General features: G+C 39.5%; 14 protein-coding genes and 1 other RNA gene. 9 read left to right on the top strand and 6 right to left on the bottom strand.

Going from position 1 to position 13,502, the window contains the following annotated elements:
• Nucleotides 1-326 precede the first annotated feature (326 nt).
• The 4 genes from M9R32_RS14615 to M9R32_RS14630 form a co-directional block, all read right to left on the bottom strand.
• Nucleotides 327-1,733, bottom strand: a complete 1,407-nt coding sequence (locus M9R32_RS14615) for a cryptochrome/photolyase family protein (protein WP_269927486.1) — start codon at nt 1,731-1,733, stop codon at nt 327-329.
• Between the two features lie 5 nt (nt 1,734-1,738).
• The gene (locus M9R32_RS14620) at nt 1,739-2,320 is read right to left on the bottom strand and encodes a TetR/AcrR family transcriptional regulator (protein ID WP_269927487.1); all 582 of its coding nucleotides are present in this window, start codon (nt 2,318-2,320) and stop codon (nt 1,739-1,741) included.
• A gap of 103 nt (nt 2,321-2,423) precedes the next feature.
• Complete coding sequence (locus M9R32_RS14625) at nt 2,424-2,912, bottom strand: universal stress protein (protein ID WP_269927488.1); 489 nt, start codon at nt 2,910-2,912, stop codon at nt 2,424-2,426.
• A 17-nt stretch (nt 2,913-2,929) separates the two neighbouring features.
• Nucleotides 2,930-3,082: a hypothetical protein gene (locus tag M9R32_RS14630; RefSeq protein ID WP_269927489.1), complete on the bottom strand. Its 153-nt coding sequence runs from the start codon at nt 3,080-3,082 to the stop codon at nt 2,930-2,932.
• A gap of 548 nt (nt 3,083-3,630) precedes the next feature.
• Between M9R32_RS14630 and M9R32_RS14635 the strand changes: the two genes are divergently transcribed.
• From M9R32_RS14635 to M9R32_RS14650, 4 genes are all read left to right on the top strand, one after another.
• On the top strand, nt 3,631-5,373 hold the full coding sequence (locus M9R32_RS14635; protein WP_269927490.1) for an ABC transporter ATP-binding protein: 1,743 nt from the start codon (nt 3,631-3,633) through the stop codon (nt 5,371-5,373).
• Complete coding sequence (locus M9R32_RS14640) at nt 5,370-7,127, top strand: ABC transporter ATP-binding protein (RefSeq protein WP_269927491.1); 1,758 nt, start codon at nt 5,370-5,372, stop codon at nt 7,125-7,127. Before M9R32_RS14635 ends, M9R32_RS14640 begins: the two co-directional genes overlap by 4 nt.
• A gap of 324 nt (nt 7,128-7,451) precedes the next feature.
• On the top strand, nt 7,452-8,705 hold the full coding sequence (locus M9R32_RS14645; protein ID WP_269927492.1) for an MFS transporter: 1,254 nt from the start codon (nt 7,452-7,454) through the stop codon (nt 8,703-8,705).
• A gap of 85 nt (nt 8,706-8,790) precedes the next feature.
• Entirely contained in the window at nt 8,791-9,033 is a 243-nt protein-coding gene (locus M9R32_RS14650; RefSeq protein ID WP_418936254.1) for a metal-sensitive transcriptional regulator, read from the top strand.
• Between the two features lie 75 nt (nt 9,034-9,108).
• On the opposite strand, the gene M9R32_RS14655 is transcribed toward M9R32_RS14650, so the two are convergent.
• Complete coding sequence (locus M9R32_RS14655; RefSeq protein ID WP_269927494.1) at nt 9,109-9,315, bottom strand: YheE family protein; 207 nt, start codon at nt 9,313-9,315, stop codon at nt 9,109-9,111.
• A gap of 70 nt (nt 9,316-9,385) precedes the next feature.
• On the opposite strand from M9R32_RS14655, the gene M9R32_RS14660 reads away from it, so the two are divergent.
• From M9R32_RS14660 to M9R32_RS14675, 4 genes are all read left to right on the top strand, one after another.
• Nucleotides 9,386-9,775, top strand: a complete 390-nt coding sequence (locus tag M9R32_RS14660) for a ferritin-like domain-containing protein (RefSeq protein WP_269927495.1) — start codon at nt 9,386-9,388, stop codon at nt 9,773-9,775.
• Nucleotides 9,776-9,852: 77 nt separating this feature from the next.
• Nucleotides 9,853-11,001, top strand: a complete 1,149-nt coding sequence (locus M9R32_RS14665; RefSeq protein ID WP_269927496.1) for a DUF445 domain-containing protein — start codon at nt 9,853-9,855, stop codon at nt 10,999-11,001.
• Nucleotides 11,002-11,011: 10 nt separating this feature from the next.
• Nucleotides 11,012-11,359 (top strand): YlbF/YmcA family competence regulator, encoded by a 348-nt coding sequence (locus tag M9R32_RS14670; protein ID WP_269927497.1) that lies wholly within the window; start codon nt 11,012-11,014, stop codon nt 11,357-11,359.
• Nucleotides 11,360-11,573: 214 nt separating this feature from the next.
• Nucleotides 11,574-12,296, top strand: coding sequence for a hypothetical protein (locus M9R32_RS14675; protein WP_269927543.1), 723 nt, complete (start codon nt 11,574-11,576; stop codon nt 12,294-12,296).
• A gap of 198 nt (nt 12,297-12,494) precedes the next feature.
• Here the strand turns inward: M9R32_RS14675 and cspC are convergent, their stop codons facing one another.
• Nucleotides 12,495-12,695, bottom strand: coding sequence for a cold shock protein CspC (cspC, locus tag M9R32_RS14680; RefSeq protein ID WP_016429181.1), 201 nt, complete (start codon nt 12,693-12,695; stop codon nt 12,495-12,497).
• Nucleotides 12,696-13,264: 569 nt separating this feature from the next.
• Here cspC and ssrS point away from each other — a divergent pair.
• A non-coding RNA gene (gene ssrS / locus M9R32_RS14685) (6S RNA) lies at nt 13,265-13,459 on the top strand.
• Nucleotides 13,460-13,502 lie beyond the last annotated feature (43 nt).

The following is a 13,502-nucleotide window of genomic DNA, read 5'->3' on the forward strand; positions in this document are numbered from 1 at the left end:
TTCATATAGTCCTCCTGTATGTGAGTGAGTCAATTTAGACGTTGATACTCATGCATCATACAAGAGGTCTTTTTTTATTTCAAGAACCTGTTTGGTTTCATAACAGGAATGCTCCTCGTCGCAAGCGACTGCGGGGTCTCACCTGGACACGCTTTTCCCGCTGGAGTCGCCGCCTTCCACTGCAATCAATTAACTGTTCAAAAATTAACAGTCATATACAACGAGGCTTTAAAAATTTCGCCACCACTTATCTTAGGGAATTATTAGACAGGCTCTACTATTATTATTGCTATTCATCAAAAATAACTTCGTTTTGAAGAGAATTCTTAGTCCTTATTTTTTATCTCATCATATGCAAGCAATGCTCTGGCTCGTCCTGCTTTATGCGTCACAACTGGATATGGATAAGTTTCTCCGAGTACAACACCTGCTTTTTCAAGCGCTTCCTCAGAAGCTTGCTCTGGTTGGATGATATCTTTGTTGGAAAGACCGTTAAGCTCGGGAATCCATTTTCTGATGTAGATTGCTTCGCTATCGAATTTTGCACTTTGTAAATATGGATTGAAAATACGGAAGTAAGGTGCCGCATCCGCTCCGCTGCCAGAGGCCCATTGCCAACCGAAAATATTATTCGCAATGTCTGAGTCGATGAGCGTATCCCAGAACCATGCCATCCCTTTTGTGAAATCAACCAACAAGTGCTTCGTTAAATAACTTGCCACATTCATACGTACACGATTATGAATATATCCGGTTTGCCACAGTTCACGCATTCCCGCATCGATCAAGGGAATGCCGGTCTGGCCACGACACCATTTTGCGAAATGCTCTTTATTGTTCAACCAAGGGAATTTTAGGAAATTTTCATTCAGTGGTTGTCTTGCTGTTGAAGGATAATGCACGAGCATTTGATAAGCAAATTCACGCCATATCAACTGGCGAATAAAGGCTTCACTTACATCAGGTTTCATTTTCAACGCATAATGATAAACGCTTCGCACCGATAATGCACCGACAGCCAGATACGGGGAAATTCGTGATGTACCAGGCAAAGAAGGGAAATCTCTTTTGATTTTGTACGCGGCAATATCTTCGTCGATAAATTTTTTGACCAATTCAATCGCTGCGTCTTCGCCTGGTGTCCAAGTTGCATCAATCCCATCGGTCCATTTAATTTCCGGGACTAGCTCCAACGTTTGAATATCTGCAGATATACACTTCAGACTTGAGGGAACCCCCATGAATACAGCATCTCTGAATCGAGGAACCACTTGGGGGACGGATTTTGTCCGGAACTGTTTATAAAAAGGAGTAAAAACTTTATAAGGTTCTCCATTCTCTTTGACCGATTCCCACGGTGGCAAAAGCATAGTACCTTCAAAAGTCTTCACATTTAGGCCCTCATCAAACAACTGTTTGGCAAAATCCTCATCTCTTTCACGCTGATCGGGATGGTAAGAGCGATTGAAATAAACAGCTTCAATGGTCATTTCTTCACGAAGGGCACGAACAGTTTCAGGTAATGGGGAATGGGAAACATAAAGTTCACCACCAAGTTCGCGTATAGACGTTTGTAAGGTTTGCAAATTTCGATGAGTCCAATATTTGAATGCCGCTCCAAGATTATCTTCCAACACATAGATTGGTAAAACTTCTCCATCTAGTTGTGCTTGGGAGAGGGCGGGGTGATCGTGAAGCCGTAAATCATTCCGTAAAATGACTGCAATTTTCATCTTTGTCACGACTCCTTACGCGGTTTGACACCATTTTCAATAATGTCATTTAGCATGTCCGCCCAGCCCTGAATATTTTCATCATTTGCAGGGCGTGCCAAAATGGAATGAAAAAAGAACGACGCAACTAACTCGTTAGGTAAATCTTTACGGACTTCGCCTAACTCTTTTGCCTTATTTACTTGATTGGACAACATAAAGAACATTTTCCCGTGCAGTCCGTCCATTTGTTTTAAGCGATTCCGGGCAATTTCAGATTCCGATTGATCGAGTTGTCCCCGCATAGCAATCATGTGATGTACTTGATCGTACGTCATAAATGTTTTCAGCCACTCTTTCATTGTTTCCAATCCAGTCGTTCTAGATGCGATTATTTCCATTTCATCCATCACTTTTTTGACCAGGATATACATATAATCCGTTATGAGATCGTCTTTATGACTGTAATATTCATAAATGGTGCTACGCGCGATATCTAAGTTTGCGGACAATGCCTTAAAAGAAAAGCCTTCATACCCACGTTCAAGCAATAGCTTTTCAGTTTCTCTTAGCATTTCTGCTTCATCCATTTTTCTTTGACGCGCCATTTTCCTCACACCTTACTTATCTGATTGTTCTTTTCAGTATACGTGATATCCCATTAAAATCGAAATAAAAACGCGCTCCGTCTAAGATGGGAGCGCGTTTGCGTTATTTGACTACTATGACAGAGCATGGAGAATCTTTCACAATTTTTTCGCTAACTGAACCTACGAAAAATTTCTGGAAACCAGATTTCCCGCTATTGCCGACGATAATGGCATCTGCCTGTTCTCTTTCCGCCAAATCCGACAGTGCTTTTGCTGGAGGTCCGTCAATTGCAACGATTTGACCATCCACTTGATGGTTGTCCAATTGAACTTGTATAGACTCCGTCATTTGATTTGCATATTCAATCGCTAATTGTCGAGGCGAATCTGAATCTGGTGGAACCGGTGGTACTGTCGTCATGTCTGTCAAGATTGGAGCAGAACCCAAGGCCTGGCTCGAATAGGCGATATCTCCACCTACCACATCATCATTAACATAAGCTATTAACAGCGTGGTATTTGGTTTATGTTCCATCAAGTCTACGGCTTTCGCAAGAGCTGCTCGACTTCCTTCCGACCCATCGTATCCTACAATCATTTTGTTAAACATGGATGTGAACTCCTTTCTTAGCTGAACATAGGGAATACGTAATTAATGAGAAGCCATAATACTGCGAAAAAGATAATTAGATAGGCTGCATATTTAATAAACGTGGCACCAACCAATCCATTATCCGTTTTTTCCTCACGTCGAACTTCGATATTTTTTCTTTCTTCCATGATGAATCGCTCCATTCTATTTGGGTATGTTTTGTTATCATTTAAATACCCTACCTAAATATGCCTAAACTCAAGTGATTAACAGAATAATAATTTTTTTCTAAATGTATTGACAATCAAAAAATTGTCATGATAATCTTAATAAGTAAATAAACTATGAGAAAAGGAGGTACGTGTCATGATCATCAGAATTGAAATTGCTACAAACTACATAGTTCGTCCGTACCTGCCGGTCACTTCTCTTTGATTTTTTAATTAATCATGGAACAGGTGTGGACACCTGAACCTATTTTCATGCGCACACGCATCTGGAAACAGGGCGTGTGCTTTTTTGTGTTTTTTTACTACCAAATTTTGGTTGTTACAGCTTGGCTGTTTCAAATAGAAAATGCCGAAGACTTTGGGAGTTATGTCTGAGGTTACTAATCAAAAAACTATGAAAAGGAGTGCTGAAGATGAACATTCAGCTACAGAAGCAAATTTTGATCAAGGAATCTCTAGAAGGTGGCTAGTGTAAGCCCATCCTGAAAAAGAAAGAAGGAAATTATATGTTCTCAGTATTATTTAAACTTAAATGGTTTTTTGCAGAAAACTGGAAACGATACACAATCGCGATTTCATTATTGATGGTAACAAATGTAATTGAAGTTGTGCCCCCTTGGTTATTAGGGGAATCCATTGATGCCATTTATCAAAAAACATTAACATCACAGTTATTGATGATTTTCATACTCGCTTTACTTGGAGTAACGGTTCTCAATTACTTAAGTAACTTTGTATGGCAATACCAACTATTTGGCGGAGCCTATGTGATTGAAAAACAATTGCGTAGCCGCTTGATGAAACAATTTTTACGCATGACGCCTTCGTTTTATGAGAAGAACCGTACAGGAGATCTGATGGCGAGAGCGACAAATGATTTAAAAGCAGTTTCGACAACGGCAGGATTCGGTATCTTAACATTGATTGACTCATCCCTTTATATGCTTACGATTTTAGTGACGATGGGAATTCTCGTTAGTTGGAAACTGACATTAGTAGCTCTTCTTCCACTGCCTATCTTGGCGATCATCATGCAAATTCTCGGCAAGCGCATCCACGAGAAATATATGAAGGCACAAGATGCCTTTGGCGATATGAATGATGGCGTACTAGAAGCAGTAGCGGGGGTTCGAGTAATTCGAGCCTACGTGCAAGAACGTGCATCAGAAAAACAATTCGCTGAGATGACGGAAGATGTCTATGCGAAAAATATGGAAGTTGAAAAAATTGATGCATTGTTCAATCCCATAACGAAAGTTTTAACAGGGGTCAGTTACATGATCGGTTTAGGATATGGTGCTTACCTTGTTTCTCAGCAAGAAATGACACTGGGAGACTTGGTATCATTCAACGTATACCTGGGGATGATTATTTGGCCGATGTTTGCAATCGGGGAATTGATCAATGTCATGCAACGTGGGAATGCATCTCTTGATCGCGTTCAAGAAACGCTCGATTATGAAGAAGATGTCAAAGATGCTTCTTATCCAGTGACCGTATCTCAACCAGGACGCATTGGTTTCTCAGAGGTGAAATTCCAATATCCACAATCTTCTTCGATTAATCTAAGCAACATCAACTTGCAATTGGAGCAAGGACAGACGCTTGGAATTGTCGGGAAAACAGGAAGTGGAAAGACGACATTGATCAAGCAGTTATTGCGTGAATACCCAGCTGGAGAAGGAACAATTTCATTAGCCGGCATCGCAATTGAAGAGCAAACAAAAGACCAGGTTCGCAATTGGATTGGCTATGTTCCGCAAGACCATGTGTTATTCTCACGGACTGTCAGAGAAAACATTCTGTTCGGGCATCCGGAAGGTACGGAAGAAGACATTGAGACTGCCATTCGTTTATCCCATTTCCAAAAAGATTTGCAGTTATTGCCGCAAGGACTGGAAACGCTCGTTGGTGAAAAAGGAGTAGCTTTATCTGGTGGTCAAAAACAACGAATCTCGATTGCCCGGGCACTTATTAAAAATCCTGAAATCTTATTATTGGATGATTCATTATCTGCTGTAGATGCGAAAACAGAAGCACGGATTATTGAAAATATTCAACAGGAACGACATGGAAAAACAACGATTATTACAACACATCGTCTATCAGCCATTCAACATGCAGATTGGATTGTTGTATTGGATGATGGCGTGATAATTGAAGAAGGTACACATGAAGATTTGCTGAAGAATGAGGGCTGGTACAAAGAACAGTTCGACCGTCAGCAAATTGAGGAGGTGTCATCATGAGTACAGGAAAAAGATTATGGCTGTACGCCCTTCATTATAAAAAACTGTTAATCATGGGAATCGCCATGCTGACGGTTGCAGTTGCAGCCGATTTGGCAGGTCCTTTGATAGCGAAAAAAATTATTGACGAACATATTGCCGATACAACGGCAGGCTCTATTGACTTTGAACCGATTGTGATGCTGCTTAGTGTATTTTTTGCACTAACAGTTGTGGCTGCAGTTTTCCGTTATGGAGAATATTTATTGCTTCAAAAAGCAGCGAATCGTGTTATTCAAAAAATGCGAAATGATGTGTACCAACACATCCAAACATTGCCGATTCGTTACTTTGATAACTTGCCGGCAGGGAAAGTGGTTGCTCGTATCACGAACGATACGGAAGCAATACGAGAATTGTATGTAACGGTTCTTTCTCAATTTGCATCAAGTGCGATGTACATTACTGGAATTTATGTGGCACTGTTCATCCTGGATTGGAAAATGGCTTCAATCGCCTTGTTCGTTTTACCGATTTTGTTTGTATGGATGATTATGTACCGAAAATATGCATCGAAGTATAACCACATCGTCCGTGCAAAAGTAAGTGACATGAACGCGATGATCAATGAATCCATTCAAGGGATGACCATTATTCAGGCATTCCGTCGTGAAGCACAAATGCAAGAAGAATTCGAAGTGATGAACCGCGAACATTATAAATATCAAAATAAACTATTGTTCTTGGATGCGGGTACCTCCCACAACCTGGTTGGTGCAATCCGTTCGATTACATTTGTTTTATTCATTTGGTATTTCGGAGGGGCTTCATTAAATGCAACTGCTGCAATTTCAGTGGGTGTGTTATATGCGTTTGTTGATTACATCACCCGACTATTCCACCCGGTGACTGGTGTCGTAAATCAGTTAGCTAAATTAGAGCAGGCTCTAGTGGCAGCTGAACGTGTATTCCGATTACTGGATCGTTCTGGTGAAGATGTCAGCGACGAAAAAATTGCCCGTTACCGTGGCAATGTTCGTTTCGAAGACGTGTGGTTTGCTTATAAGGATGAAGAATATGTATTGAAAAACATATCATTTGAAGCGAAGCAAGGGGAAACGGTGGCATTAGTTGGTCATACCGGATCCGGAAAAAGTTCTATCATGAACTTATTGTTCCGTTTCTACGATGTATCCAAAGGCGCCATCACAATCGACGGAACGAATATTCAAGACTTATCACGACAAACTGTGCGTGACCATATGGGAATTGTTTTGCAAGATCCATATTTATTTACAGGTACGATCGAATCCAACGTCAGTCTGGGCGATGCAAGAATTTCCCGTGAAAAAGTGATTGCTTCTCTTGATGCAGTTGGTGGGGAGCGGGTACTGAAGCATTTGCCGAACGGAATTGATGAACCAGTGATTGAAAAAGGAAGCACGCTTTCTTCAGGACAGCGCCAATTAATTTCATTCGCCCGTGCATTGGCATTTGATCCGGCTATTTTAATTTTGGATGAAGCAACTTCCAATATTGATACAGAAACGGAAGAAATCATTCAGCATGCCATGGAAGTACTGAAAAAAGGACGTACGACTTTCATTATTGCGCATCGACTTTCTACTATTAAAAATGCAGATCGCATTTTAGTATTGGATCGAGGAGCAATCGTTGAACAAGGGACACATGATGAATTAGTAGCCCTAGGTGGACGCTATGAACAAATGTATCGCTTACAATCTGGAGTGGCTCTTAACCCGCAAGTGGGTTAAGGGGCACTCCCTTTTTTGAGGACTTTCATTCGACAATAGGTTTTCGTTACAAAATTTCAAGCTATGGTGCTCAGCTATCTTTGCCAGTTGAGCTTTTCTTGATGTCTAGCAAGAGTGACGCATTGCGCTTTTGAATGTCTAGCTCCTAGCGCCAGCTCGCACCTAAGCTTCAGTCTCTCATGCGAAAGCAGGCTTTCGAATCGAGCCTTCCAGCACCGGTGTCGAGCTTGAGTGGCGCTATACGCTTTTCAAGGCATTGCAACTTTATCACGAAAGTCTTATATTTAGAGAGGCGAAACAAAGGGGTAAGGGGATATAAGAATCATGGTCAACTGGATAACTGATTGGAAAATGAAAATTACGGGCTTTAATCGAAACATACGGATGTTCATGCTTGCGAATGTGTTGATTCAAATAGGCATGGGTGTTTTTATGGTCATGTACAATTTATATATAAAGGAACTCGGATTGTCCGAAGTAGTAAACGGAAAAGTTATCTCATACATGTCTTTAGCGACGGCTATTGTACTGATTCCTGCAGGCTTTTTAAGTGATCGAGTCGGAAGGAAATGGAGCATTGCGGTAGGTACATTGCTGACTGCAAGTACATTATTTTACCGGAGTGTTGTTGTAAGTGAAGAACCCATTGTCATCGCAGCATTCTTTACCGGACTATTTATGGCCATTGTTCAGGTGTCGGGCGTGCCATTTTTAGCGGAAAACTCGAAAGCCTCTGAGCGTATGCACTTATTCAGCATTCACTTTTCGGTTGTGACGATTGCAAGCGTAATCGGGAGTCTCGGTGGGGGCGTATTGGCAGATGTGCTCGAATTTGGTTTTGGAATGAATGCAGTAGATGCAATACGATGGGCTCTTTTGGCTGGAGCAACTATTTTTACAATTGGGATTGTACCTTTGTTGAAATTAAAACCCAAAATGGTTTCTGAAGATGCAAAAAGAGAGGCAGCGATAAATCTTCCCTCACAGGATAGTAGCTTTAAAATAAATGTCCGTATTATTGTATTGTTTGCCATTGCGCAATTATTGATAGGTATTGGCTCGGGTCTTGTTATTCCTTATTTAAATTTGTATTTTGCAAATCGTTTTGATGCTTCTTCTGCATTTATCGGTTTGGTACTTTCCCTCGGGTCGGCAATGACAGCTGTTGCGATGTTAATCGGACCAATGTTGGTCAAAAAAGTTGGCAAAGTAAATGCACTGGTACTATTTCAATTAGGATCTTTACCGTTTTTATTCTTAACAGCCTTTACAACGTCAGTGTGGCTGGCATCAGCCGGCTTTTTGATGAGGCAGGCTTTGATGAATGCGGGCAACCCTATTCAAAGCGCCATTGCGATGGAAGTTGTCCATGATAAATATAAAGGGTTGGCAAATTCAGTTAACCAAATGGTCTTTAATATTGGATGGGCTGTCATGGGGCCAGTATCTGCCTGGTTAGTGACCACATATGGTTCATATTGGGGCTATGCTTATGCCTTTTCAATTACCGGATTTTTATATATCCTTTCGTCCAGTTATTTTTATATAGCTTTTGGAAGAAGGAAGCACATATTGTAATGGATTTTTCTTGCTAAATCGGCTATCGTAGATGTAAGGAGATACACCAGTGAGGAGTGAGACGAACTTGCATTATGACAAAACCATGATCAATCGATTAAAACGACTTGAAGGACAAGTGCGAGGCGTCATCAGAATGATGGAAGAAGGAAAAGACTGCCGTGAAGTTGTAACCCAACTTTCCGCTGTACGTTCTGCATCGGATCGCACACTTGGATTGATCGTCGCAAAAAATTTAGAACACTGTATTATTGAAGCTACCGAAAAAGGCACTTCAACTGAAACTGCTATTCAGGAAGCTGTTAGCATGTTGGTGAAGAGTAGATAAATGATAGAAAGCTGGAAACGCGATATAAATGCGTTTCCAGCTATTTTTATTAATAAAATCGTTTATGTAATTAACTCAGTCGTACACATGAAATAGCATCAGTTCATGAATCATTTTTTTGACGGTTTCTTCTTCAGGAGGATGAGAGCCGCCTGTCCATTTAATAGATCCATCTGGTAAGTATTCTCCAGAGTAACGGGCTTGCTTGTAGAAGAAAGAAAATGTCCAGCCAGGTAATTGTTTATTTTCAAACATTGGTTTAAAGCTAAAATGTTGTAGCATCAGTGTGCTCCTTTCATAGGTAGAGACACACCCGCATACGCTAGTAAAAAAGGCGTAAAGGAGTGGCCTATTGTTTAATGAACAATTAAAACAAGCCATAGAAGACGAGTATCAAGATTTTTATTTTTATAAATCCATGTTGAAGCTGACCAATGATCCATATTGGCAATCATTTATCAAGCATGCAATGGAAGACGAAAAAAGTCATTATGAAATGTTCCAACAACTCCATTATATGCTGACCGGTGAATTTGTACAAAATCCTCCTAAACCAAAACCACCAACGAACCTAAAACAAGCCGCAAAAGAGTCGCTTGAACATGAATTGGCAGGAACAGATTTTTATAAAGAAATGCTACTCACTGTTCCCATCCCCGAAGCCTACAATCCCTTTTTCATTGCCATGCATGACGAAATGGAACACGCGATTAGATTTTCAACGATGTACAATGCACTTTAAGTAAGAGGTTCACATTTTTATCAATCTGCCTTTGTCTGTTATAATAAAAGGCAGATTGACAGAAAAAGGTGAACAACTTGAACTTTATATGGACATTACTTTTCATGGCATTAATTGGTGCCTTAATCGGAGGGTATACGAATCACCTCGCGATTAAAATGCTTTTTCGCCCACATGAAGCGAAATATATAGGCAAATGGCGCGTGCCCTTTACGCCTGGACTTATTCCAAAACGACGGGATGAACTGGCTAAACAACTTGGTCGGACAGTCGTTGAACATTTATTAACACCTGAAACCTTTAAACGACGTTTCTTTTCAGATGACATGAGAAGAAAAGCAGAATTATGGATTCAAGGGCAACTGACGAAGCATTTGTTTGAATCAAACCTGACTTTACAGCAGTGGCTTACTAAAGCAGGGATTGAAAATATTCCGTCACTTGTCGAAGATAAAATCGATTCTGTGATTGATGAGCAAATCGAATCTCTTGAATCTCGATTTGCATCAAAAACAGTGAAGGAACTCGCACCTGAACAATGGCAACAACAAGCTGACGAACGTATTCCTGAAATCGTTTCGTATATGATTGCAAAAGGGGAAACTTACTTTGCTTCAGAAGAAGGACGGAAAACGGTTAAGAGACTGATTGACGATTTTCTTTCTTCAAAAGGTACATTTGGCAATATGATTCAAATGTTTATGGGAGAGTCTTCTACTATTGTGGATCGGGTGCAACCAGAAATTCAAAAATTCCTTCACGCACCTGGAACATTTGAACTTCTTGCCAATGTTATACGCGGTGAATGGGAGAAATTAAAAGATCGTCCTTTAAATGAATTGATTGGTGGATTTGATTTACAGCCTGTCATTAAGGTCGTAAAGTCATATGTAAAACAGGAGTTGGCACTTGAAAAACGTCTGGATGCTACGTTACAATCGTACTGGCCGGATGGTGCTGACTGGACAGCACATAACCTAACACCAAAAATGACTGATTTTATCTTTGCTCAAGGCGAAATTAAGCTTGAAGAAACGATTCAACGATTGAAGTTAGAAGAAATGGTTGAAGAACAAGTGGACTCTTTCCCTGTGCAGCGACTTGAAGAATTGGTTTTAGGTATTTCCAGAAAAGAATTTAAAATGATTACAGTGCTTGGTGCTATACTTGGAGGCTTAATTGGCTTAGTTCAAGGCGGTATCGTATATGTACTGAATATGATGTAGGAGTGATCACATGACAATTAACATTTATGATGATATCAATCGATTAGAAACGACTTTCAGAAAAACGACTGAATATGCAGCAGTAGAAAAAGCAGTAACAGAGGTTAAAGCGGATGAACAAGCATTAGCACTGTTTAAAAGCTTCCGTGATTTACAAATGACATTGCAACAAAAGCAAATGCAAGGTGAAGAAATCTCAGGTGAAGAACTTGAATATGCTCAAAAAACTGCACAGCTTGCACAGTCAAACCCTAAAATTGAACAAATGCTTCAAGCTGAAATGGCACTAAGTGGATTGATTGAAGAAGTTAACCGTGTGTTAATGAAGCCTGTACAGTCATTATACGAAGGAATTTAAACCGGCTTTCTCCGGTTTTGTTTTTCTATAAATAGTATTTGAAGGACACCTGGGACATAATGTTCCAGGTGTTTTTTTGATGGTAAGGGTCGACGTAGGAAAAATGGGAAAACTGAGTTGACGTAGGAATAGTCTTGTCTCCGAAAATAATTTATAGGAAAGAGGGTATAAATGAAAGAGAGATAAAAAGAAAGGAAAGATAAAATTGATTTTAATGACCTTTTTACTGACAGTAGGCTTAATATTCGTCCATATTTTTTCAAAAAGACTCTATATTCTGAGTGAGGTTCACCGTCACCGATTTCTTTCGCTATCATCAGGTATAGCAGCTTCTTATGTTTTTGTATTTTTACTGCCAGAGTTAAACAACTACCAAAAAATGCTGGAAAGTAGTTTAGATAACAAAATTTTAATTTTACTTGAAGATCATATTTATATGGTGGCTTTGCTCGGTCTAGTTGTTTTTTACGGATTGGAAATACTGGTAAGAAAGATAAAAGACGTAGATGATTGTTCAGAAGATGCGGAAGCGGCGATGACCATTTTTAACATACATATCGGTTCGTTTTTTATTTATAATGCAATTATTGGCTACCTGATGATTAGAGGAGAGTACGAAGGTTTTTTAGGTCACATCATTTACTTCATCGCTATGAGCGTGCATTTTATAACAAATGATTGGAGTCTAAGAGCCTCCCATAAAGATGTATATGATCGTTATGGTAGATGGCTTCTTTCATTTGCAGTGCTAATTGGTTGGGCAGTTGGTGCATTTTTGGATATTCGAGAAGTGGTCGTTTCCTTATTGGCTGCGTTTATCGCAGGAGGAATTATCTTAAATGTTATGAAAGAGGAGCTCCCTGAAAATCGAAAGAGTAATTTACCAGCTTTTCTTTTTGGAGTTGTCAGTTATACGGCACTCATCTTATTTTTATAAACCTCTGGAGAAAATATGATTGAAATGCATTGCATCGAAAAGAGTGTATGCTATAATCTAAGAATCCTTTAAATTGTGTTACTTTGCTTGGAAAATGACCTCTGCCCACATTGTAGGCAGAGGTTTTTTGGTGTGATTGATTAATTTTAGACAAATAAAAAACAGACTCTACAATGTAGAGTCTGTTGAAAGGTTAAATTATGCTTTTTGAACGTTTGAAGCTTGAGCTCCACGAGCGCCTTGCTCAACGTCGAAAGTAACTTTTTGACCTTCGTCTAAAGATTTGAAGCCTTCACTTTGGATTGCTGAGAAATGTACGAATACATCGTCCCCATTTTCACGCTCGATAAAACCAAAACCTTTTTCTGCATTAAACCATTTTACTGTACCTTGTTCCATTTTTGTTGCCTCCTAGTGTGAAATTCACACAATGTAATACTATCCCTGCCCAAAGTGATCATTAAGACGATAAGTTTGAAACGTATACTAATCTTTTACACCGACAAAAATAATTCTTCTTTATCATAGCACCATTCTTTTGGATTAGCAACTGATTTGATTTACTCCACAAAAAACATAGTCTAAATGAATAGGCTCTTTCATAATCATTCACTTAACAATCCTTGTACAGTGCAGTTTCACTGGTAATTGAAATACTTTTGTTTAAGACATTATTTTTTGGAAAAATGATTCCTAAAATAATTCATGTAAAGATGAAAAGCATTTGCCCGAAAAAAATGAACCAATGCCACTGAATGCATAGACGACGAGTGTTTTCCGAAATTTGATTATATAATCCATTTTAGTGTTCCTTCCATAAAACATATTCTTCAGTTTGAGTTCCTTTATTATCAATCCCTCTCTACACACTTTTAAAGGGAGTAACTATTATCTGATTCTAATCGGTGCTGGTTCGTAAGGACAAAATTCCCATTGAAAGTTCAGAGTTGTTCGTGTTAATATACCAATACAAGCTGCATTGTTCGTAACAATATTAAGTTTTAACCTTTAAGCTGTTGTAGGGAGTTTTTATAGAAACAGGAATGACATACCACATTCACTTCGGTCAATGAGGACAGGCAGGATAGTTTCCGCGAACACCCACTTTGAGGAGTGGTGGTCTAAAACTTTCTTATTTTATTTACGGCAAAGGCGGCTTTTAAACTGACTTATATAGCCCAGTTCCTTTATAGGAACTGGGCTTTT

The sequence above is a fragment of the Paenisporosarcina quisquiliarum genome, from assembly GCF_027563315.1.
GTDB lineage: Bacteria > Bacillota > Bacilli > Bacillales_A > Planococcaceae > Paenisporosarcina > Paenisporosarcina quisquiliarum.